This window comes from Streptomyces sp. NPDC048257, assembly GCF_043201855.1.
Lineage (GTDB): Bacteria > Actinomycetota > Actinomycetes > Streptomycetales > Streptomycetaceae > Streptomyces.
On the sequence record NZ_JBICZI010000002.1, the window covers coordinates 347,923 to 369,292 of the forward strand.

The 21,370-nt window shown below is 74.1% G+C and carries 18 protein-coding genes; 13 read left to right on the forward strand and 5 right to left on the reverse strand.

Annotated features, from left to right (window positions below; genetic code table 11):
- Both ACGFZK_RS05585 and ACGFZK_RS05590 read left to right on the forward strand, forming a co-directional pair.
- Positions 1–900, forward strand: coding sequence for an arginase family protein (locus ACGFZK_RS05585; protein WP_393847537.1), 900 nt, complete (start codon positions 1–3; stop codon positions 898–900).
- A 103-nt stretch (positions 901–1,003) separates the two neighbouring features.
- Positions 1,004–2,971, forward strand: a complete 1,968-nt coding sequence (locus tag ACGFZK_RS05590) for a DUF5107 domain-containing protein (RefSeq protein WP_393847538.1) — start codon at positions 1,004–1,006, stop codon at positions 2,969–2,971.
- 22 nt (positions 2,972–2,993) lie between these two features.
- Here the strand turns inward: ACGFZK_RS05590 and ACGFZK_RS05595 are convergent, their stop codons facing one another.
- The gene (locus ACGFZK_RS05595; protein ID WP_393847539.1) at positions 2,994–3,815 is read right to left on the reverse strand and encodes a methyltransferase domain-containing protein; all 822 of its coding nucleotides are present in this window, start codon (positions 3,813–3,815) and stop codon (positions 2,994–2,996) included.
- Between the two features lie 200 nt (positions 3,816–4,015).
- Between ACGFZK_RS05595 and ACGFZK_RS05600 the strand changes: the two genes are divergently transcribed.
- The 3 genes from ACGFZK_RS05600 (at position 4,016) to ACGFZK_RS05610 (ending at position 7,211) form a co-directional block, all read left to right on the forward strand.
- The gene (locus ACGFZK_RS05600) at positions 4,016–4,588 is read left to right on the forward strand and encodes a TIGR03086 family metal-binding protein (protein ID WP_393847540.1); all 573 of its coding nucleotides are present in this window, start codon (positions 4,016–4,018) and stop codon (positions 4,586–4,588) included.
- Positions 4,589–4,753: 165 nt separating this feature from the next.
- Positions 4,754–5,971, forward strand: a complete 1,218-nt coding sequence (locus ACGFZK_RS05605; protein WP_393847541.1) for an aminotransferase class I/II-fold pyridoxal phosphate-dependent enzyme — start codon at positions 4,754–4,756, stop codon at positions 5,969–5,971.
- A 31-nt stretch (positions 5,972–6,002) separates the two neighbouring features.
- The gene (locus ACGFZK_RS05610; RefSeq protein ID WP_393847542.1) at positions 6,003–7,211 is read left to right on the forward strand and encodes an MBL fold metallo-hydrolase; all 1,209 of its coding nucleotides are present in this window, start codon (positions 6,003–6,005) and stop codon (positions 7,209–7,211) included.
- Positions 7,212–7,315: 104 nt separating this feature from the next.
- Here the strand turns inward: ACGFZK_RS05610 and ACGFZK_RS05615 are convergent, their stop codons facing one another.
- Positions 7,316–7,777 carry a MarR family transcriptional regulator gene (locus ACGFZK_RS05615; protein ID WP_393847543.1) on the reverse strand — a complete coding sequence of 154 codons (462 nt, stop codon included), beginning with the start codon at positions 7,775–7,777 and terminating at the stop codon, positions 7,316–7,318.
- Between the two features lie 203 nt (positions 7,778–7,980).
- Between ACGFZK_RS05615 and ACGFZK_RS05620 the strand changes: the two genes are divergently transcribed.
- Positions 7,981–9,342, forward strand: coding sequence for a serine hydrolase domain-containing protein (locus ACGFZK_RS05620; RefSeq protein WP_393847544.1), 1,362 nt, complete (start codon positions 7,981–7,983; stop codon positions 9,340–9,342).
- Between the two features lie 162 nt (positions 9,343–9,504).
- Entirely contained in the window at positions 9,505–10,494 is a 990-nt protein-coding gene (locus tag ACGFZK_RS05625) for an SMP-30/gluconolactonase/LRE family protein (protein WP_393847545.1), read from the forward strand.
- Here ACGFZK_RS05625 and ACGFZK_RS05630 read toward each other — a convergent pair.
- Both ACGFZK_RS05630 and ACGFZK_RS05635 read right to left on the reverse strand, forming a co-directional pair.
- Positions 10,491–11,132 (reverse strand): DedA family protein, encoded by a 642-nt coding sequence (locus tag ACGFZK_RS05630; protein WP_393847546.1) that lies wholly within the window; start codon positions 11,130–11,132, stop codon positions 10,491–10,493. The two genes, ACGFZK_RS05625 and ACGFZK_RS05630, sit on opposite strands and share 4 nt — an antisense overlap.
- The gene (locus ACGFZK_RS05635; RefSeq protein WP_393847547.1) at positions 11,129–11,905 is read right to left on the reverse strand and encodes an MBL fold metallo-hydrolase; all 777 of its coding nucleotides are present in this window, start codon (positions 11,903–11,905) and stop codon (positions 11,129–11,131) included. The genes ACGFZK_RS05630 and ACGFZK_RS05635 overlap by 4 nt, the downstream gene beginning before the upstream one ends.
- Positions 11,906–12,084: 179 nt before the next feature.
- Here ACGFZK_RS05635 and ACGFZK_RS05640 point away from each other — a divergent pair, with 179 nt between their 5' ends.
- From ACGFZK_RS05640 to ACGFZK_RS05665, 6 genes are all read left to right on the forward strand, one after another.
- Positions 12,085–12,489 carry a hypothetical protein gene (locus ACGFZK_RS05640; protein WP_393847548.1) on the forward strand — a complete coding sequence of 135 codons (405 nt, stop codon included), beginning with the start codon at positions 12,085–12,087 and terminating at the stop codon, positions 12,487–12,489.
- A 130-nt stretch (positions 12,490–12,619) separates the two neighbouring features.
- Entirely contained in the window at positions 12,620–14,809 is a 2,190-nt protein-coding gene (locus tag ACGFZK_RS05645; RefSeq protein ID WP_393847549.1) for a phage holin family protein, read from the forward strand.
- A gap of 75 nt (positions 14,810–14,884) precedes the next feature.
- Positions 14,885–16,270 (forward strand): amino acid permease, encoded by a 1,386-nt coding sequence (locus ACGFZK_RS05650; RefSeq protein WP_393847550.1) that lies wholly within the window; start codon positions 14,885–14,887, stop codon positions 16,268–16,270.
- A gap of 41 nt (positions 16,271–16,311) precedes the next feature.
- On the forward strand, positions 16,312–16,752 hold the full coding sequence (locus tag ACGFZK_RS05655; protein WP_393847551.1) for an SRPBCC family protein: 441 nt from the start codon (positions 16,312–16,314) through the stop codon (positions 16,750–16,752).
- Between the two features lie 106 nt (positions 16,753–16,858).
- On the forward strand, positions 16,859–17,920 hold the full coding sequence (locus ACGFZK_RS05660; protein ID WP_393847552.1) for an ATP-binding protein: 1,062 nt from the start codon (positions 16,859–16,861) through the stop codon (positions 17,918–17,920).
- Entirely contained in the window at positions 17,917–19,722 is a 1,806-nt protein-coding gene (locus ACGFZK_RS05665) for a hypothetical protein (protein WP_393847553.1), read from the forward strand. Before ACGFZK_RS05660 ends, ACGFZK_RS05665 begins: the two co-directional genes overlap by 4 nt.
- 4 nt (positions 19,723–19,726) lie before the next feature.
- Here the strand turns inward: ACGFZK_RS05665 and ACGFZK_RS05670 are convergent, their stop codons facing one another.
- Positions 19,727–21,355 carry an RNA polymerase sigma factor gene (locus ACGFZK_RS05670; RefSeq protein ID WP_393847865.1) on the reverse strand — a complete coding sequence of 543 codons (1,629 nt, stop codon included), beginning with the start codon at positions 21,353–21,355 and terminating at the stop codon, positions 19,727–19,729.
- Positions 21,356–21,370 lie beyond the last annotated feature (15 nt).

A 21,370-nucleotide genomic window follows, 5' to 3' on the forward strand; every position in this document is an offset into this window, starting at 1 on the left:
ATGCGAACCCTCGTGCTCCTCGACGCCCCCTCCAACCTCGGCCTGCGCCCGCCCGCGCCCGGCGCCGTACCGGGCGTCTACAAGCTCGCCGGGGCCCTGCGCGAACAGGGACTGCTGGCCCGGCTCGGTGCCCGTGAGGGCGGGGTGGTGGTGCCGCCGCGCTACGACCGCGGCGACTGGCAGGAGGGCGACGGCGTGTTCCATGCCGAAGCCCTCGCCGCGTACACCGTCACCCTCGCCGACCGGATCGAACGGTACCTGCGGGCCGGGGTGTTCCCGGTCGTGCTCGGCGGTGACTGTTCCATCCAGCTCGGCGCGGCCCTCGCGATGCGCCGCCTGGGGCGCTACGGACTGGCCGCGATCGACGGCTCCGCCGACTTCCGCCACCCCGGAAACGAGGCCGTGAACGGCCCCGTCGGCGCGGCCGGCGGCGAGGAGCTCGCCCTGTCCACCGGACGCGGCCAGGCCGGCCTCTCGGACCTGGAGGGACTCTCGCCGTACCTGCGGGACGAGGACGTACGCCTCATCGGGCTCCGGGACGGCGACCCGGACCTCGCCGAGCTTCACACGGCCGGGATCCCCGTGGCCACCGTCGGGGAGATCCGCCGCCGCGGCGCGGGACCGGTGGCCCGGGCGGCGCTGGACGGGCTGCACCCGCCCCACACCGCCGGGTTCTGGGTGCACCTGGACGCCGACGTACTGGACCCGGGCGTCATGCCGGCCGTCGACAGCCCCGACCCCGGCGGTCTGGTCCCCGACGAACTCGCCGAGCTCCTCGCGGTGCTGGTGCGCTCGCCGCGCTGCGCGGGGATCAACGTCACCATCTACGACCCGGACCTGGACCCGGACGGACGCGCGGGCGCCCTCCTCGCCGACCTCGTGGCGGGCGCCTTCGCCTAGGGGGTGTCCTGCCGGTCGGGTGCCTTCTCTTTGCGTAATCCTGACCGGTGGTCATGCGCGGAACCCCTGTGCACCGGCCGTCGTGGCGTGTTCCATTTCCTTCATGGCCACCACCGTCCGACGCGCCGTACTGACCCTCCCCGCAGCCCCGTTGGGCTCCGACAACCCGCTGCCCGCACTGCGCGCCCCCGACGACGTGCACGAACTGGACGAGCGTGCGCGCGAGGGGATGCCGCGCGACATGGCGCGGCAGATCGGGTACGAGCCGCTGCGCTCGCTGCTGCCCGTGCGGATCCGCGACGGGTACGGACGGGAGCGCGCGGACCAGGAGTTCGAGTCGATCGTCATCGAGAACGACCACCTGCGGGTCACCGTGCTGCCCGGGCTGGGCGGCCGCGTCCACTCGCTCGTGCACCTGCCCACCGGGCGGGAACTCCTCTACCGCAACCCGGTGTTCCAGCCCGCCAACTTCGCGCTCAACGGGGCCTGGTACTCCGGCGGCATCGAGTGGAACACCGGCGCGACCGGGCACACCACCCTCTCCTGCGCGCCCCTGCACGCCGCGCTCGTCCCGGCCCCGGACGGGGGCGTGATGGTCCGGCTGTGGGAGTGGGAGCGCCTGCGCGACCTGCCCTTCCAGGTGGACCTGTGGCTGCCGGAGGACTCGGAGTTCCTCTACGTCGGCGTCCGCGTGCGCAACCCGCACGAGCGGCCCGCCCCCGTGTACTGGTGGTCCAACATCGCCGTCCCGGAGGACGAGGGCACCCGGGTGCTCGCCCCCGCCGACGAGGCCTGGCACTTCGGGTACGAGCGCTCGCTGCGCCGCATTCCCGTCCCGGAGTGGGAGGGCGCGGACCGCACGTACCCGCTGCGCGGCGAGTACCCGGCCGACTTCTTCTACGAGGTCCAGGGCGCGGCCCGGCCCTGGATCGCCTCGCTGGACGCCGCCGGACACGGGCTCGTGCAGACCTCCACCGGGCAGCTGCGCGGGCGCAAGCTGTTCGTGTGGGGCGCGAGCGTCGGCGGCCGGCGCTGGCAGGAGTGGCTGACGGAGCCGGGTACGGGCGGCTACGCGGAGATCCAGGCCGGGCTGGCCCGGACCCAGCTGGAGCACGTACGGCTGGAGGCGGGCGCCGAGTTCAGCTGGCTGGAGGCGTACGGGCCGCTGTCGGCGGAGCCCGCGCAGGTGCACGGCGCGGACTGGGCGGCGGCCCGCGGCGCGGCCGAGGGCGCGCTGGACGCCGTACTGCCCCGGGAGCGGGTCGACGCGGCGTACGAGGCGTGGCGCGGCTGCGCCGACACCGAACCGGGGGAGCGGCTGGCGCAGGGCTCGGGCTGGGGCGCGCTGGAGGTGCTGTGCGGGGGCATCGAGCTGCCGGGCACCCCCTTCGAGGAATCCGTGCTCGGCGAGGAGCAGGAGCCGTGGCTCCAGCTGTGGCGCACGGGTGTCCTGCCCGCGCCGCGCCGGGTGGCCCCGCCGGGGCCGAGCCTGGTCGCCGCGCACTGGCGGGACATGCTGGAGACGGCCCCGGCGGATCCACTGACCGAGTACCACCTGGGGGTGGCCCAGTGGCACGCCGGGGACGTGGCCCAGGCGGTACGCAGCTGGGAACGCGGCCTGGCACTGGCCCCCTCGCGGTGGCCGCTGCTGCGGTGCCTGGCGGTGGCGGACGCCCTGGCGGGCGATGCGGCGCGGGCGGCCGACGGGTTCGAGGCGGCCTTCGAGGACCTGGCCGTGGAGAGCCGCGGCGGCGAGCCGTGGACGGCCGCGGAGTCGGCGCTCGGCCAGGAGGCGATGGCCGCCCTCCTCGCGGCGGGCCGGCTCCCGCAGGCCCGGGCCGTCTGGGACCGGCTCCGGCCCGCCCTGCGCGAACAGGGCCGCTTCCGGTTGCTCGCCGCCCGGTTGCTCGCGGCGGAGGGCCATGTGCGGGCGGCCCGCCGGGTCTTCGAGGACGGCTTCGAACTGCCGGACCTCCGGGAGGGCGAGGAGACCCTGTCCGAGGTCTGGTCCAGCCTCACCGACTGCCCGCTGCCCGCCCGCTACGACTTCCGTATGAAGCCGTCGGGTTGAGGCCCGCCCGGGTCCCCGAGGGTCAGGCCCGGCACAGGATCTCGGCGTTCAGGACGGAGAACCACGCGTCGGGGTCCGCGCCCCAGGCGTGCCAGGAGGCGGCGACGGCCGCCAGGTCCTCGGCCGTCGTCCGGCCGTCGAGGGTGGCGACGCCCGCGTAGGCGGAGGCCTGCGTACGGTCCGCCCACAGGGCCGACCACCAGGCGATCTCCTGCGGGGTGGCGAAGCACCAGGCCGTCGCGGAGCAGGTGACGTCCGTGAAACCGGCCTCCCGGGCCCATGCCCGCAGGTGGCGGCCCGCGTCCGGTTCGCCGCCGTTGGCGCGGGCCACCCGCCGGTACAGGCTCAGCCAGTCGTCCAGGCCCGGCGAGGCCGGGTACCAGGTCATCGCCGCGTAGTCGGCGTCCCGCGCGGCCACGATCCCGCCCGGCCGGCACACCCGGCGCATCTCGCGCAGCGCCTGCACGGGGTCGCCGACGTGCTGCAGCACCTGGTGGGCGTGGACCACGTCGAAGGAGTCGTCCGGAAAGTCCAGCGCGTGGACGTCCGCTGCGGCGAAGGACACGGCGTCGCCCAGGCCGCGCTCCTCGGCGTGCGCGCGGGCCTGCTCCAGGACGCCCTCGGCGGCATCCACGGCGATGACCCGGCCGCCCGGTGCCACCAGCTCGGCCAGGTCCGCGGTGATCGTGCCCGGGCCGCAGCCGACGTCCAGCACCCGCATCCCGGTGCGCAGCTCGGCGATCAGGTACGCGGCGGAGTTCTCGGCGGTGCGCCAGCGGTGCGAGCGCAGCACCGACTCGTGGTGGCCGTGGGTGTAGACGGCGGTCTCCTTGGCGGCGTTCATGACCGGACCCCTCTTCGTTTTCCTCGTCGAAGCGTTGGTCCCACCGTAGACGATCAGTTCGTCATTTGAGATCGGCGTTTCGACATCTGGACACCCTTCTTTTGTCCCAAGGGGATGGGGTGGGGCGGTGGCAGGCCGGTGCGGGTGCGAGGAGAGTGGCTGCAGGGGACACATCCCCAGGGCAGAGGGCGGTGAGAGTCATGTCGGACGCGCTGCTCGAGCGGCACGCCGAGGCGCTGAGGCTCTTCGGCGAGCGGGTCCGCGAGGTTCGCCGCGGCCAGTGGGACGAGCCGACCCCGTGCGCGGAGTGGAACGTGCGGCAGCTGGTCAACCACGTCACCGCGGAGCAGCTGTGGATCCCGCCGCTGGTCACCGAGGGTCGCACCGTCGGGGAGCTGGAAGGCAGCTTCTCCGGGGACGTGCTGGGCGACGACCCGGTCGCGGCCTGGGACCGGGCCTCGGCAGCCGCGCACGCCGCCTTCGCCGCGTCCGGCGTGCTGGACCGAAGCGTGCGCCTCTCGTACGGGCCCGCGCTCGGGTCGGCGTACTGCTCGGAGCTGACCGCCGACTGCGTGGTGCACACCTGGGACCTCGCCCGGGGCATCGGCGCCGAGGACCGGCTGCCCGACGGCCTCGTGGAGTTCTCGATCAAGGAGATCATGCCGTACGCCGACGGGCTCGCGGCCAGTGGCGCGTACGCCGAGCCGCGGGAGGTCCCGGCGGGTGCGGACGCGCAGACCCGGCTCCTCGCGATGGTGGGGCGCACGGGCTGACGCACAGGCGGGGGCTGACGCGTAAGGGCGGTGTCCCGTATAACAGGCATTCGGCCCTAAATAATCGTATAAAGGTCGGACCTGGCGAGGCGTCGCGGCCCGGCAGGCGTGGCGGGCGTGGCGGGCGTGGCGGGCGAGCGCGGAAGGCGGGAAGCGGTGGCGGGGATGCAGCGCACGGCGGCCGAGGGCCGCGGCCCGGTCCGGTACGGCCCACCCGCGCCCCAGCCGGGCCTGCCCGTGCTCCCCGAGCTGGTCTCCGTCCTCGCCGCGGCCGCCGGACGCGCCGCCCCCGAACCCCCGGGCGGCGGCGAAGCCGTACGGGAGGCCGCCTGCCGGCACTGGGGGAGGCGCGGGCTCACCACCTCCCCCGAGAACGTGGCCGCGGGCCCCGGCGCCCCCGCGCTGCTCCTGGCCCTGCTCGGGGCGTACGGCGGTGATGTGATGCTGCCCCGGCCCTGTCCCGCTTGGTGGACCCCGCAGGTCCGGCTGCTGGGACGGCGGGCCTACCACGTGCCCACCCCGGCCGAGTGCGGCGGCGTACCGGACCCCTACGCCCTGCTGGAGACCGTACGACGGGTGCGCGCCGAGGGTGGTGACCCGACGGTGCTGCTGCTGTCGGTCGCCGACGACCCCACCGCGAGCGTGCCGCCGCCCGAGATGCTGCGCGAGGCCTGCGAGGCCGCCGAATCCGCCGGACTGTTCGTCGTCAGCGACGAGAGCTGGCGCGACACGGTCCACCGCCCCCACGAGACCCTGGTCCTGAGCCCCGCCGAAATGCTCCCCGAACAGGCGGCCGTCCTCGTCGATCTGGCCGGGGCGCTGCTGCCCGCCGGGTGGCCCGCCGCCGTCGTCCGCTTCCCCGACACCCCGCGCGGAACCTGGCTGCGCGCCCGTACCCTCGACGTCCTCACCGCCACCGGCGCGATGGTCGCCGGACCCGTCGCCGGAGCCGCCGCGCACGCCCTCGACGAACCCGACGCCGTCGCCGGGCGGGCGTACGCCGCCGCGGCCCTGCACGGCGCGGTGGCCGCCGCCGCGCACCGCACGCTGCTCGCGGCCGGGGCGCTGGCCCGGCCCCCGCAGGCGGGCCGGCACCTGTACGCCGACCTCACCCCGCTGCGCGCCGGACTCGCCCGGCACGGGGTCGGCGACGCCATGGAGCTGGAGGACTGGCTCGGCGCCCGGCTCGGCGCACCCACGCCCGGCGGTCAGCGGTTCGCCGACGAACTGGGCGCGCTGCGGGTGCGGTTGTCCACCGGGCCGCTGCTGGGCGCCACCCCGCAGGAGCGGCTGGCCGCGCTCACCGCCCGCGATCCGCTCGCGCTCCCGCACGTGCGGGACTCCCTGGACCGCCTCGGATCAGTCCTGGCCGGGCTGGCCTGACCACCCGACCCCGGTGAACGGAGACTTCGCGATGAGGGACCGGACGGATGCCGCCGCCCCCGCGCCCGCCTCTGCGCCCGCGCCCGCGGCGCCGGTACGAACCGACGCCGCCCGGCGTCCGGCGCCCCGGCCGCAGGAGCCGGAGCAGGCGCCGCCTCCGCAGCCCGAGCGTCCGGCCGCCCCGCGCCCGCTCGGTGCACACCGCCGCTGGCCCGCTTCCTTCGCCGACCGGCTGACCACCCCGCTGCCCGGGGTGCGCGCCTTCGCCCGCCTCGCCCGCGAGGGCGCCTTCCGGCCCGGCGCCGAAGGGCTGCGCGGCATTCCCGACCTGCCGTACCAACCGGGCCCGCTGCCCACCGGTACCCCCGGCACGGTCTCCGTCACCTGGGCCGGACACGCCAGCTGGGTGCTGCGGACCGGCGGGCTGACCGTACTGACCGACCCCGTCTGGTCCCGTCGGATCCTCGGCACCCCGGCCCGGATGACCCCGGTCGGGGTGCGCTGGGAGGACCTGCCGGCGGTGGACGCGGTGGTGATCAGCCACAACCACTACGACCACCTCGACGCCCCCACCCTCAAGCGGCTGCCCCGGCACACGGCCCTCTTCGTACCGGCGGGCCTGGCCGGCTGGTTCCGCCGCCGCGGCTTCACCCGGGTCACCGACCTCGACTGGTGGGAGTCGGCCGAACTGGGCGGCGTACGGTTCGAGTTCGTCCCGGCCCACCACTGGTCGAAGCGGTCGCTGATCGACACCTGCCGGTCCCTGTGGGGCGGCTGGATCCTCACCGACACCCTGAGCGCGACGCCGCGCAAGGTCTACTTCGCGGGTGACACCGGCTACGGGCACTGGTTCGGCGAGATCGGCCGCCGCCATCCCGGTATCGACCTCGCCCTCCTGCCGGTCGGCGCGTACGCCCCCCGCTGGTGGCTCGGCGACGTCCACGCCGACCCGGAGGAGGCCGTCCGGGCCTGCCTCGACCTCGGCGCCCGCCGGATGGCCCCGATGCACTGGGCCACCTTCGTCCTCTCCGCCGAGCCGGTCATGGAGCCCCTGCACCGCACCGTGGCCGCCTGGTCCCGGGCCGGACTGCCCCGCGAGGACCTGTGGGACCTGCCGGTCGGCGCGTCCCGCACCCTGGCCGCCCCGGAGGCGGAGGCGGAGGTGGAGGTGGAGGGGGAGGCGGGGGAGATGTACGGGGCCCGTGGGGCGGTCATCGAACCGGAGTCGTCGGGCCGGTGACACGGCCCCGTGACACAGCCCCGTGACACAGCCCCGTGACACGGCCCCGTGACACGGTCCGGGGACAGGTCCGGGGACGCGCCCCTCCGGCGCGGCCCGTCGGCTCAGTGGTGCCAGGCCTGGCCGCCCACGTTGTGGATGAACCGCTGGAGCACCTTGAGGGTGATCAGGTACTCCTCGTCGGAGATGCCCGCGTGCCGCTCGTCCCACAGGTCCTTCTGCAGGGCCGCGGCCCTGTCGAAGAACTCCCGTCCCTCGGCGGTGATTTCGAGGCGCCCGCCGGCGTCCTGGGTGATCCACCCGCGGACGATGGCCGTGTCCATCTCCTCGGACAGCGCCTCCTCGCCCACCGAGAGGTAGCCCCGCAGGGTCTCGGTGACCTCGTCCCGGGTCCTGACCTCGTCACCGGCCAGTGCGACCCGGGCGAGGATCCACCACTGCGGCTGGGTGGTGCCGAGCTCGGCGAGTGCGCCCCGGGTGCGGTTCACGACCGCGTCGTAGGCGGCCCAGCTCCAGTAGCCGATGGGCTGGCGGATCAGTTCGGCGTCGTCGTGCGAGTACTCCATGGTGGACCAACTCCCCGTTCGTGGTGCGTGATCGTGCGCTGAGCAAGACCCTATGAACTCAACCGCACTTGAGGTCCAGCCCCGGCGGAACCCGCCCCGGCTCCCTCCGCGGCCGCCTCCCCGCGCGGCGACTGGTGCAATCCTGGTAAAATCGGGTGGTTCCACCCGCGCCGGGGGCCGAGCGCAACGGTCGTGATGCGTGCATGAAAACCTCCCGAGCGGTTCACCACAGCCCGAGCGGCACGTCCCGCCCCTTCCCCGGCCTCCGATCCAGCCTCCGACCCGGCCGCCGTACGGCCCTGCTGGCGCCCTGGGTGGCCCTCCTCATCGCCGGTGGGGCCCTGCCCGCCGCCCCGGCCGCCATGGCCCTCCCCGATCCGCCGGACAGCCCCTCCGCGACGGCGAGTGCCCGTACCCCCGACCCCTCGGCGCTGAAGCCCATCGATCCGGCCGCCCTCCAGGCCTCCGTCGAACGCGTGGCGAAAAAGCTCATGGTGCCCGGCGCGATGGTGCTGCTCCGCACCCCGCAGGGGACCTACCGGGCCACCGTAGGCACCGTCGAGCGGGGCAGGACCGAGCCGCCGGACGCGCAGGACCACTTCAGGATCGCGTCCAACACCAAGACCATGACCTCCGCGCTGATCATGCTCCTCGCCCAGGACGGCAAGCTCCGGCTGAGCGATCCGGTCTCCAAGTACGTCGCGGACGTGCCGAACGGCGCGAACATCACCGTCGCCGAACTGCTCAAGATGCGCAGCGGCCTCTACAACTACACCAACGCACCCGAACTCGCCGCGGCCCTGGACGCCGACCCGGGCAGGGCCTACACCCCCCAGGACGTCCTGGCCATGGCCTTCCGGCGGCCGCCGAACTTCGCGCCCGACGCGGACTACGAGTACTCCAACACCAACTACGCCCTGCTCGGCCTCGTCGCCGAGAAGGCCGGCGGCAGCCCACTCGCCCAGCAGCTCCGGGACCGGCTGTTCACCCCGCTCGGCCTCACGGGGACCTCACTGCCGGGCATCCACGACCGGGCCCTCGCCGCGCCCTACGCCCACGGCTACATGTACGGCGGCACCTCCTACGCCCTGGTCGACGACCCGTACCCGGCCGCCCTGCGCGAGGCGGCGGAGTCGGGGAAGCTCGCGCCCGTCGACTACACCCACCAGAACCCCTCCTACGCCACCGCCGCCGGCGGAGCCATCTCCACGGCACAGGACCTGGCCACCTGGATCCGGTCACTGGTGACGGGCAAGGTCCTGAACCCCGCGACCCGGCAGCAGTGGCTCGACAGCCCGCAGGCCGAGAACCCGGCCGCGCCCGACGGCCAGAAGTACGGCTACGGCATCGCTCACCAGAAGTTCGGCCCCAAGGCGGCGATGTACTACCACGGCGGTGAACTCCCGGGCTTCAACTCCTTCATCGGCCACGACCCCGGCAACGACGTCACGCTCGTCATCTGGACGAACCTGACCCTGTCGCCCGACGGCCGGACCACGGCCCAGGCCCTGCTGCCCACCGTCCTCAACCAGATCTACACCGGCCTCGACCTCCCCACCGCCTGACGCTCCCCACCGCCTGACGCTCCCCACGGCCTGGCGCTCCCCGGGGCATTGGAGTGGCCCGCGGCCACTGCGATGGCGTGGCTCCCGCACCGGCGCGCGGCGTTTCCTAGGGTCGGCGGGGGTACGGCACCGGGCCGGCCTTCCGGATCAGGTGGGTGAGTCGTGGAACGCAGCACGTCGGCCGAGTCGCGAACGATCGATCCCCCGGCCACGGCCGGCCGCACGGCCGCCCGGCGGTGGACCCGGCGGCTGGCCGCCGCGGTGGGGATGCTGATGCTCTGCGCGCTCCCCATGGGAGCGGCGGGCGCCGCGCAGCCCCATGGCGTGGGTGACGTACGGTCGCCCGCCGGCCCGCCCCTGTACGTGTCCGACTACGGCAACAACCGGGTGGTGACACTGCCCATGGGCGGCGGCGAGCAGACCACCGTGCCGTTCGACGGGCTGGTCCGGCCGACCGGCATGGCCTGGGACGCCGCGGGCCGGCTCTACGTCTCCGACACCGGCAACAACCGGGTGGTCGTCCTGTCCCCGAACGGCGGGGAGCAGTCGGTCGTCCCGACGGTCGACCTGTCGCGCCCGCTGGGGCTCGCCGTCGACCAGGGCGGGAACCTCCACGTCGCCGACAGCTTCAACGACCGGATCGTGAGGGTGCCCGCCGGCGGCGGGGGCCAGACGACCGTTCCCACCACCGGGCTGCTGCACCCCTGGGGCTTGGCGTGGGCGCCGGGCGGGGAGCTGTACGTCTCGGACTTCGTCAACGACCGGGTCGTCAAGGTGGCCGTGGACGGCAGCGGCCAGACCACCGTGCCCACCGTCGGCCTCTCCCAGCCGACCGGGCTCGCCGTGAACGCCGCCGGTGACCTCTACATCGCCGACAGCGGCAACAACCGCGTGGTGAAGGTGGCCACGGGCAGCGGCCCGCAGAGCACGGTGCCCACCACCGGCCTGAACTCGCCGCTGGGGCTCGCGCTCGACGGCTCCGGCAACCTCTACGTGGCCGACGGCTTCAACAACCGGGTGGTACGCCTCCGGGAGACGGGCGGCGGACAGGTCACGCTCTCCTTCACCGGCCTCAACACCCCGACGGGCCTCTCGTTCCCGCCGGTCGCCGCACGGCCGGGGCACGGTGAAGATCGCCCGGAGAGCCTTTAAGCGCCCCTTCTCGGCCCCGGCCTCAGGCGGCGCCACAGCGCGGGGCCCGCGCTGATCGCGAGGGCCAGGCCGACCGCCAGGGCCACGCCCTTCCAGGGTTCCGTGAAGAGGGTGCCGCCCAGGATGCCGATCAGGCCGTAGGTCGCCGCCCAGGCCAGGCACGCCGGGGCGTCGCCGCGGGCGAAGCGGCGCAGCGGCATCTGCGCCAGCAGGCAGGCCAGCATCACCGGGATCCGGCCCGCGGGGACCAGCCGCGAGAGGACCAGGACCAGCACCCCGTGCTCGTCCAGCTTCGACCGCGCCTGCTCCAGCCGCTCCGGCGTGGCCCGGCCGCGCAGCGCCTCCAGCCAGCGCGAGCCGCCCCGGGAGCGCACCCCGCGCTGCCCGAGCCAGTACAGCGCCATGTCCCCGGTGAACGCCGCCAGCGCCGACACCCCGAACACCAGCAACACCCCGTAGGGCGGGGACTGGTGGTGGAAGGCCACCACCGCAGCCGAACTGACCAGGGCCCCCGTCGGGATGACGGGCACCAGCGCGCCCAGCGCCACCAGCAGGAACAACGCGGGGTACCCCACCGCCTGCTGGGTGCTCTCCGGCGGCACCTGGCCGGCCGCCGCCGCGAGTTCGCGCCACGTCATGGCAGCCGCACCCGTTCGCCGTGCTGCGGCACCCGTACGGTCACCTTCGGCGCCAGCTGCCGCGCGAGCCGCTCGAACTCCTCGCCCGGGGCATGGAACTCGTGCGGCCGCACCGCGTCCATCCCGACGGGCCAGTAGGTCCCGTAGTGCACCGGGACCGCCGCCGCGGGCGCGAGCCCGGCCAGGGCCTGCGCCGCCCGCCCCGCGTCCAGGTGCCCCGGGCCCAGGTACGGGCCCCAGCCGCCCACCGGCAGCAGGGCCACGTCCACCGGGCCGACCTCCTCGGCCATGGTGTCGAACAGTCCGGTGTCCCCGGCGAAATAGGTCCGGGCCGCGCCCTGCACCACGTACCCGAGCGCCGGGCACAGCTGCGGCCCGATCGGCAGCCGCCGTCCGTCGTGCCGTGCGCGGACCGCCCGGACCCGTACGCCGTCCCGTACGGCGACCTCCTGACCCGGCACTACCTCCGTCACCGCCAGCCCGCGCAGCCCGGCGACCCGCGCCAGCCCCGGCACCGCCCGGCGCGCCCCGCGCGGCATCAGCAGCCGGGTGCCGGGCGCGAGCCGTGCCAGCGACGGCAGATGCAGATGGTCGGCGTGCAGGTGCGAGACCAGCACCGCGTCCGCCACCGCCGCCTCGGGCCCGGGCACCGCCCCGCGCCGCCGCCGCAGGTGCGCGAGCCGCCGCGCGAACAGCGGGTCCGTCAGCAGCCGGACCCCGGAGTCCTCGACCGTGCACGTGGCATGACCCCACCAGGTGATCTCCACCGGCACCCGGCCCTCCCTCCCTCGCCCTCGTCGTCGCCCCTCGTCCACCAGGCTAGGGGGTGTCGTGTATCAGGCCGGGCTCGATCGACACGACACCCCCCGGATCCTGCCCCGCGCGGCCGCCCGGAACCTGATCGCCGCCGCCCCCTCCTCTCCGGCCGCGGATCGGAGTAGGGTCCGGCGGCATGGAAGAGTTGCGCGTGGCCGCGATCACCAGCCTGGCCCCGCTCGAGGAACTGGACACAGACCCCTTCGCCGTGGACACCCGCGGCCAGCACGCCATGTGCGTGCGCTGGGCCGCCGACCGGGGCTACGTCGTGACGAAGCAGCTGCTGGTCTACGGGCTGCGCGCCGACCACTGCGGGCTCTGGTCCGACATCGACGCCGGGCAGGTCGACCTCTTCGTCGCCGCCAACCAGCGGGTACTGGCCCGTGCGCTGCGCTCCGTGGAGGAGTTCACCGCCGGGTGCGAGCGGCGCGGCGTGCGGCTGGAGACCGCCGGGGGCGAGGAACCCCGGTACACCGCCGCGATGAAGGCCGAGGTGCACCGCCGGCTGTCCATGCCGACCGCCGGCTACGACGGCACCTGAGCCGCGCCCACCCGTCCCGGCCCGCCCCCACCCGCTCGCTGCGCACTTCCGTGCGCCCTGCGTCCCGCCCGACCGGGCGCGCCGGGCTGTGCGAGCCTGGAGGCGGTACGGGCTCGCGGGAGGTGGCGGCGTGGGGCGAGGACGGTGGCGGACCGCGGGCGGGGCCCTGGTGCGGGTCCTCGTCGTCTGGGCGGTGTCCACCCTCACGATGCTCGCGCTGGCCGGGATCCTGCCCGACTTCCGGCTCCAGTCCGACGACGGTGACAGCATCACGCAGATCGGGCTCACCGCCGCCTGGGGCGCCGGCGCCTTCGGTCTGCTGAGCGCGCTGGTCTGGCCGGTGCTCGTGCGGGCCCTGCTGCTGGTGCCCGCCCTGGTGCTCGGGCTGCTCGTCTTCTTCCTCAACGGCTCCCTGTTGCTGATAGCGCTCAGCCTGATCCCGGCCGGGCGGAGCGAGGTGGCCCCCGAGACGGCGGTGGTCGTCGCCGCCGCGATGTCCGCCGTGGCGTCGGCGACCTCCACCGCGCTCGCCGTGCGCGACGACGAGGCGTACCGGCGCCGGCTCTACCGGCTCGCCGACCGGCGCCGCCGCAGACAGGGCAGGACGGACCCGGCCCGGGCCGGCGAGGCCCCACCGGGCCTGCTCCTGCTCCAGCTGGACGGGGTGGGGTACGAGGTGCTGCGCCACGCGTGCGGCAGCGGGCTGATGCCCACCGTCGCCGGCCTGCTGGACCGCAGCCACCGCGCCGCGTCCTGGAGTACGGACTGGTCGAGCCAGACCGGCGCCAGTCAGCTCGGCATCCTGCACGGCTCCAACTTCGACGTGCCCGCCTTCCGCTGGTACGAGAAGGACACCGGCGAGGTGATGGTCTGCAACCGGCCGACCAGCGCCGCCGAGCTCCAGCGGCGGGCCATCGAGCGCACCGGGGACGGCGGACTGCTCACGCTCGACGGGGCGAGCCGGGGCAACCTGTTCAGCGGCGGCGCCGACCAGTTGGCGCTGGTGCTCTCGGTCTCGGCCCGGCGGGGGCGGGCGAACCGGTCCCGGGCCGGGTACTTCGCGTACTTCTCCGATCCGGCCAACGCCGTCCGCACGGCCCTGTCCTTCGTGGCCGAGGTGGCCCGGGAGATCACCCAGTCCCTGCGGGCGCGGCTCCGCGGGGACCGGCCCCGGGTGCCGCGCGGGGGGCTGTACCCGCTGATCCGGGCCTTCGCGACGGTGGTCGAGCGGGACGTCGTCGTCGCGGCGGTGATCGGCGACATGCTCGCCGGGCGCTCCGCGGTCTACGCCGACCTGGTGGCCTACGACGAGGTCGCACACCACTCGGGCCCGCGCGGCCGGGACACCGACCGGGTGCTGGAGCGGCTGGACCGGAGCCTCGCGCTGATCGCCCGGGTCGCCGAGCACGCACCGCGCCGCTACCGGATCGTGCTGCTCTCCGACCACGGCCAGAGCCCGGGGGAGACCTTCCTCGCGCGGTACGGGCTGACCCTGAAGGACCTGGTCCGGGCGGGCTGCGGGCTGCCGGTCTCCCGCCGGGCCGGTCGCACCCGCAGCGGGGCCGAGGCCCGGGCGGCCGTGCTCGCGGCGCTCCACCGGCCGGTGGAGGAGGACGAGGAGGCCCACCCGGGGCCGGCCTCCGAGCCGGTGGTGCTGGCCTCGGGCAACCTCGGCCTGATCTCCTTCCCGGACCTCCCCGGCCGGGCTTCGCGGGCGCGCATCGAGCGCCGGCACCCCGCCCTGCTGGCGACCCTGGCGAACCATCCGGGCGTGGGATTCCTGCTGGTGGACGGGGTGGTACTGGGCCGGGGCGGGAAGGCGGCCCGGCTGGACGTCCCGGGGGAGGCGGAAGAGCTGCTGGCCCCCTTCGGGCCGGGCGCGGCGGAGGCCGTCCGCCGGACCGACTCCTTTCCCCACGTGGCCGACGTCATGGTGAACTCGGCGTACGACCCGCGGACGGGCGCGGTGCACGCCTTCGAGGAGCAGATCGGCTCGCACGGCGGGCTGGGCGGGGAGCAGGGGCGCCCGTTCCTGATGTGGCCCACGGAGCTGTCGGATCCGGAGGAGCAACTGGCGGGCGCGGAGGCGGTGCACGCCGTACTGCGGCGCTGGCTGCGCGAGGCGGACGGCCCAGAGGTACCGGTGGCCCCGCGGATGGCTCCGCTCGTGGCTCTCCCCGTGGGCGAGTGGGAGGGCGAGTCGGCAGGCGAGCCGGCCGCAGATCCCACCGGCGGGCAGGCGGAGGAACCTCCGCCAGGAGGCGGCAACAGCGGAAGCTTTCCTTCCGGAGGGGCTCCCGCACGGGACGAAATCCGCTGATTTTGTGACGCCTTGGCGGTGGTCAACCATGTGTTGACCTGCCCAGCATGTGAGACATCCAGAGGCGCACCACCGATGACCAGCACCGCAACCCTGCCCGCCGAGGCCACCGCACCCCCCGGGCAGGTCCGCGACCCCCACGCCCGCCGCTTCGGCCTGCCCGTCGCGACCTGCCTGGTCATGGGCAACATCATCGGCGGCGGGATCTTCCTCCTCCCCGCCTCGGTGGCCCCCTTCGGCAGCATCAGCCTCGTCGCCTTCGGCGTCCTCACCCTCGGCGCGATCGCCCTCGCCCTGGTCTTCGGCCGGCTCGCCGAGCGCCACCCGCAGACCGGAGGTCCCTACGTCTACGCCCGCGCCGCGTTCGGGGACTTCGCCGGCTTCCTCGCCGCCTGGAGCTACTGGATCACCGCCTGGGTCTCCAACGCGGCCCTTGCCGTCGCCGCCGTCGGCTACCTCTGCGTGCTCTTCCCCGGCATCGGCGCGCACAGGTGGTCCATGTGCCTGGCCGCCCTCGCCGTCCAGTGGCTCCCGGCCCTCGCCAACCTGGCGGGCACCCGCTACGTCGGCGCGGTACAAGTCGTCGCCACCGTGCTGAAGTTCGCCCCGCTGCTCCTGGTCGCCGTGGGCGGGCTGTTCTTCTTCGACCCCGCCAACCTCGGTCCCTTCCGGGCCACCGACCAGAGCGCGGCCGGAGCCGTCTCCGCCTCCGCGGCGATCCTGCTGTTCAGCTACCTCGGCGTCGAGTCCGCCACCGTCAGCGCCGGCGAGGTCCGCGATCCGGCCCGCAACGTCGGCCGGGCCACGATCCTGGGCACCGTGGGCGCCGCCACCGTCTACCTGCTCGGCACCGTGGCCGTCTTCGGCCTGGTCGCCCACGACCGGCTGGTCTCCTCCACCGCGCCCTTCACCGACGCCGTCAACGCCATGTTCGGCGGCACCTGGGGCGGCACCGTGGTCGCCTGCGCCGCCGTGATCTCGATGCTCGGCGCCCTCAACGGCTGGACCCTGCTCAGCGCGCAGACCCCGTACGCCGCCGCCAAGGACGGGCTCTTCCCGAAGGCCTTCGAGACGAAGCGGCGCGGCGTCCCCGTCGTCGGTGTGATCGTCACCGTGGCGCTGGCCTCCGCGCTCACCGTCTACAACTACATGTCCGGGACCCAGGGCGTCTTCGAGAGCCTGGTCCTGATCACCACCTTCACGGCGACCGTCCCCTACCTGCTCGCCACCGCCGCGCAGATCCACTTCCTGCTCTCCGGGCAGCGCGAGCGGGTCGACCCCGGCCGCCTGGCCCGCGACGGCGTCCTCGCCGCCCTCGCCTTCGGCTTCTCGATGTGGCTGGTCGCAGGCTCCGGCTACGCGGCCGTCTACCAGGGCGTGCTGTTCCTCTTCGCGGGCGTCCTCGGCTACGCCGCCATGTCCGCGCGGAAGGTCCGTGCCGCCGTACCACCCGCGGGGTAGCTTGGAGGAAGAGGCCAGTCAGGGGGCACTAAGGGGTCGCCATGTCCGCGCTCAGGAAGAGCATCACCATCGACCGCAGGCCCGAGGACGTCTACTCGTACCTGACGGACCCCACGCACCTGCCGGAATGGCAGGACAGCGCCGTCTCCGCCGTCCCGATCGGCGACCTGCCCGTCCACGTCGGTTCGAAGGTCCTCGTCACCCGCCGGATCGGCCGCCGCAGGGTTCCCACGATCATGGAGTTCGTGGAGCTCGACCCGCCGAGGAGCTGGCACGTGCACGGCATCGACGGGCCGGTACGACCCGATGTGCGCGGCACCATCGAACCCCTCGACGGCGGCGCCCGCTCCCGCGTCACCCTGGACGTCGACTTCGAAAGTCACGGCATGGGCCGGGCCCTCGTACCCCTCCTGGTCAGGCCCATGGTCCGCAAGGAGATGCCCCGGGGCGAGGAGAAGCTCAAGCACCTCCTGGAGACCTGACCGCCCACCCCGCACGGGCGGGGAGAAAACCGGATGCCCCGGGATGTCCGGTGCGGCGACACTGGCCGCACCACACACCCGCCCCACCCCGAGGACATCCACGCCCGTGCAGGCTGCCGTCACCGTCACCCCCGCCCAGATCCCCGAACTGCTGCTCGGCCTCGCCACCGTGCGGCCGGTGTTCCTCTGGGGGGCTCCCGGGATCGGAAAGTCCTCGCTCGTACGGAAGTTCGCCGACTCGCTGGGTCTGGAGTGCGTCAGCCTGCTCGGCACCCAGCTCGCCCCCGAGGACCTGATCGGCGTACCGCAGATCCGCGACGGCCGGTCCGTGTTCTGCCCGCCGGAGGCCATCGCCCGCGACGAGCCGTACTGCCTCTTCCTCGACGAGCTCAACGCCGCGAGCCCGGACGTCCAGAAGGCCTTCTACTCGCTGATCCTCGACCGCCGGATCGGCTCCTACGAGCTGCCCGAGGGCTCCATCGTCATCGGCGCGGGCAACCGGGCCACCGACAACGCGCTGGCCCGGCCGATCGCCTCCGCGCTCGTCAACCGGCTCACCCACGTCCACCTCCGGGCCTCGGCCGGAGACTGGCTGGTCTGGGCCGGCGAGCACGGCATCCACCCCTGGGTCACCGACTACCTCACCGACCGCCCCGACCACCTGTGGTCGCAGCCGCCCAAGAGCGAGGAGCCCTTCTCCACCCCGCGCTCCTGGCACATGCTCTCCGACGCCCTGCACTCCTTCGGGCCGGACCTGGACGAGCAGACCCTGAAGGTGATCGCGCACGGCACCCTCACTCCCGCGCACGCCGTCTCCTTCTGCGGCTATGCCAAGATCGTCCGCCACACCTTCGGCATCGAGGCGATCATCAAGGGCGATGCCTCCTGGCCCGCCCGGCTCGCCGACCGCGACCTGCTGTACTACCTCGCCGAGGCCTTCCGGGGCCGCCTGGTCAAGGAGCTCCCGGCCCGCAAGGAGCACGTCTCGCCCGCGGTCCGGCAGACCGCCTACCGCGCCAAGTCCCTGCTCGTCCAGCTCGCCGAGATCTCCGTCGAGGTCGCCCAGACCGTCGTCGCCGACGATGCCGCCGGCCTGCCCGTGCTGCCCGCCTGGTTCCTCATCGAAGCCGCCCGGGACATGCCCCGCCTGGTCGAGGCCCGCCGGTGACGCGCCGGTCCGGGCAGACGGCCGGGAAGGTCAAGGAGGCCACACCGGACCCGGCCACCCTCGCCTACGAGGCCGGACGCGCGGCGATCCGGCAGAACCCCGCCCTGCACGCCGTCTCCGCCACCCACTGCCGCGACACCCGGTGCGCGGCCTGCAACGCCGCCGGGTTCGCCGTCGTCACCTCCAACGGCGTGATCCACGCCCATCCCACCCGCCGCGCCGACCCCGCCGAGTGGGCCTGGGCCCTGGCCCACTGCCTGCTCCACCTGGGCTTCGGCCACGTGCCGGCCGCCAGGGAGCAGGGCCGGCCGCAGCCCGCCGCCGTCGACCTCGCCGCCCGCTGCGTCGTCGTCAACCGCTTCCTGCAGACCTTCTCCGTCGGCCGCGCCCCCGACCACCTGCCCGAGCAGTACCCCGGCGGCGACGAGGAGCAGCTCGCCGGTGCCTGGCGGCGGGGCGGCGTCCCGCCCGTCTACCAGGACTGCGGTACGGGCCTTCCCGGCGGGGCGGACCAGGTACTGGAGACGTGGACGCACTGGGGGGCGGTCCCGGACTGGCAGACCGGCTTCGCCCACGCCCTCACCCGGTCCGTGTCCCTCACGATGGACCGGGCCGCCGGCCGCGAGGGACACCGGCCGCAGCCGTGGGAACGCGCCCTGAACTGGTTCGTGTCCGCCTACCCGCTGCTCGGCGGCCTCGCCGCGGGCCTGAGCATCGTCGCGGACGCCGAGCTGGCCCGCGCCCAGGGCATCGACGTCGCCGCGGTCAGCGCGAGCGCCGGGGAGATCTACGTCAACCCGCTGCGCACCTTCGAGGACGAGGAGTGGCGGTTCATCCTGGCCCACGAGATGCTGCACGCCGCCCTGCGCCACGGCGAGCGCTGCGGCGCCCGGGACCCGTACCTGCACAACGTGGCCGCCGACTACGTGGTCAACGGCTGGCTCGTCGAGATGGGCGTCGGCGAGATGCCCGAAGGGCTGCTGTACGACCCGGAGCTGAAGGGCCTCTCCGTCGAGGAGGTCTACGACCGGATCACCGCCGACCTGCGCCGGATGCGCCGCCTCGCCACCCTGCGCGGCAAGGGCCGCGGGGACATCCTGGGCGAGCCGTTGCCGCACCCGGGAAGAGGTCCGTACACGGATCTGGACGAGTTCTACCGGCGCGGCCTGGTCCAGGGCCTCGACCTGCACACGCACGGGGAGCGCGGTCTGCTGCCCGCCGGGCTGATCGAGGAGATCCGCTCCCTGGCCCACCCGCCGGTGCCGTGGGACGCCCGCCTCGCCCGCTGGTTCGACGCGTACGTGCCGCGCCCGCAGCCCGTACGGAGCTTCGCGCGCCCGGCGCGCCGCCAGGCCTCCACCCCGGACATTCCGCGGGCGGGCCGGTACTTCCCGCCCGAGGAGAGCGCCCGCTGCACCTTCGGGGTGGTGCTCGACACCTCGGGGTCGATGAGCCGCGAGCTGCTCGGCAAGGCGCTGGGCGCGATCGCCTCGTACGCACAGGCCCGCGACGTACCGGCTGCCCGCGTCGTGTTCTGCGACGCGGCGCCGTACGACGCGGGCTATCTGCCCCCGGCCGACATCGCGGGCCGGGTGAGGGTGCGCGGCCGGGGCGGAACCGCAATCCAGCCGGCCGTCGACCTGCTCCAGCGTACGGAGGACTTCCCTCCGCACGCCCCGGTGCTGGTGATCACGGACGGCTGGACCGACACCCTGCGGATCCGGCGCGAGCACGCCTTCCTGATCCCGCAGGGTGCCTCCCTGCCGTTCACCCCCAAGGGGCCCGTCTTCCGACTGGCCTGACCTCTTAGTCGAGGTAGTCGCGCAGTACCTGCGAACGCGACGGGTGGCGCAGCTTCGACATGGTCTTGGACTCGATCTGGCGGATGCGCTCACGGGTGACCCCGTACACGCGGCCGATCTCGTCCAGGGTCTTCGGCTGGCCGTCGTTGAGGCCGTAGCGCATGGAGACCACGCCCGCCTCGCGCTCCGAGAGCGTGCCCAGGATGGACTGGAGCTGCTCCTGGAGGAAGGTGAAGGAGACCGCGTCCGCCGGGACGACCGCCTCGGAGTCCTCGATGAGGTCACCGAACTCGCTGTCGCCCTCCTCACCCAGGGGGGTGTGCAGGGAGATCGGCTCGCGGCCGTACTTCTGGACCTCGATGACCTTCTCGGGGGTCATGTCGAGTTCCTTGCCCAGCTCCTCCGGGGTGGGCTCACGGCCCAGGTCCTGGAGCATCTGGCGCTGCACGCGGGCGAGCTTGTTGATGATCTCGACCATGTGCACGGGGATGCGGATGGTGCGCGACTGGTCGGCCATGGCACGCGTGATCGCCTGCCGGATCCACCAGGTCGCGTACGTGGAGAACTTGAAGCCCTTGGTGTAGTCGAACTTCTCCACGGCGCGGATCAGGCCGACGTTGCCCTCCTGGATCAGGTCCAGGAAGAGCATGCCGCGGCCGGTGTAGCGCTTGGCGAGGGAGACCACGAGGCGGAGGTTGGCCTCCAGCAGGTGGTTCTTCGCGCGGCGGCCGTCCTCGACGAGGATCTCCAGCTCGCGCTTGAAGGCGGGCTTGTGATCCTCCTCCTCTTCGAGCTTGTACTCGGAGAAGAGACCCGCCTCGATGCGCTTGGCGAGCTCCACCTCCTGCTCGGCGTTGAGGAGCGGCACCTTGCCGATCAGCTTGAGGTAGTCCTTGACGGGGTCGGCGGTGGCGCCGGCCACCATGACCGTCTGCGCCGGGGCGTCGTCCTCGTCGTCGTCGGACAGGACGAAGCCCTGGGTGCCGCCCGTCTTGGGGGCCTCTTCCTCGGCCTCGTCGGCGAGGTCCTCGGCAGCCCAGTCCTCACCCTCGGCGGCGGGGGTCTCGCCCTCGTCGGCGTCCTTGGCGCTGGTCTTCTTCGCCGCGGCGGTCTTCTTCACGGCGGTCTTCTTGGCGGCGGTCTTCTTGACCGTGCGCTTCTTGGGCTCGGCGGCCTCGGGCGACGCCTCGTCCTCGACTGCGGCGGCCGACGAAGCGGATATCGCCGTGGCGGTGGCCGTGGCCGCGGTGGCGGCCGCGGTCTTGCGCGCACCGATGGGGCGCGGCGCCGGGGTGGCCTTCTTGGCCACGGTACGGGCCGGGGCGGCGGCAGCCTTGCGGGGCTTCTTGGCGGCCGCCTTGGTGGCGGGCGCCGCGCTGACGTGAAGGGCGACACCCTCCTCGTCCAGGACCTGGTTCAGGCTGCGCAGGACCCGCTTCCACTGGTCCACCGGGATGCGGCCGGCCTCGAAGGCCTGGCGCACGTCGTCACCGTTGATGTGACCCTGCTCGCGGCCGCGCTCGACGAGCGTGACCAGGGCCTCGGATTCGGCGATCTCCGGAGGGAACGTACGGGACGGGCTGAGCGACACAAGGAGCCTCTCGTTGCGAACAGATAAGGGTGGGCGGGACATCATCGCGCGAACTCG

Excerpts from the sequence above, each read along its gene's own strand:
- ACGFZK_RS05585 (WP_393847537.1), top strand. The coding sequence starts at position 1 with ATGCGAACCCTCGTGCTCCTCGACGCCCCCTCCAACCTCGGCCTGCGC.
- ACGFZK_RS05590 (WP_393847538.1), top strand. The coding sequence starts at position 1,004 with ATGGCCACCACCGTCCGACGCGCCGTACTGACCCTCCCCGCAGCCCCG.
- ACGFZK_RS05595 (WP_393847539.1), bottom strand. The coding sequence starts at position 3,815 with ATGAACGCCGCCAAGGAGACCGCCGTCTACACCCACGGCCACCACGAG.
- ACGFZK_RS05600 (WP_393847540.1), top strand. The coding sequence starts at position 4,016 with ATGTCGGACGCGCTGCTCGAGCGGCACGCCGAGGCGCTGAGGCTCTTC.
- ACGFZK_RS05605 (WP_393847541.1), top strand. The coding sequence starts at position 4,754 with ATGCAGCGCACGGCGGCCGAGGGCCGCGGCCCGGTCCGGTACGGCCCA.
- ACGFZK_RS05610 (WP_393847542.1), top strand. The coding sequence starts at position 6,003 with ATGAGGGACCGGACGGATGCCGCCGCCCCCGCGCCCGCCTCTGCGCCC.
- ACGFZK_RS05615 (WP_393847543.1), bottom strand. The coding sequence starts at position 7,777 with ATGGAGTACTCGCACGACGACGCCGAACTGATCCGCCAGCCCATCGGC.
- ACGFZK_RS05620 (WP_393847544.1), top strand. The coding sequence starts at position 7,981 with ATGAAAACCTCCCGAGCGGTTCACCACAGCCCGAGCGGCACGTCCCGC.
- ACGFZK_RS05630 (WP_393847546.1), bottom strand. The coding sequence starts at position 11,132 with ATGACGTGGCGCGAACTCGCGGCGGCGGCCGGCCAGGTGCCGCCGGAG.
- ACGFZK_RS05640 (WP_393847548.1), top strand. The coding sequence starts at position 12,085 with ATGGAAGAGTTGCGCGTGGCCGCGATCACCAGCCTGGCCCCGCTCGAG.
- ACGFZK_RS05650 (WP_393847550.1), top strand. The coding sequence starts at position 14,885 with ATGACCAGCACCGCAACCCTGCCCGCCGAGGCCACCGCACCCCCCGGG.
- ACGFZK_RS05655 (WP_393847551.1), top strand. The coding sequence starts at position 16,312 with ATGTCCGCGCTCAGGAAGAGCATCACCATCGACCGCAGGCCCGAGGAC.
- ACGFZK_RS05670 (WP_393847865.1), bottom strand. The coding sequence starts at position 21,355 with ATGTCCCGCCCACCCTTATCTGTTCGCAACGAGAGGCTCCTTGTGTCG.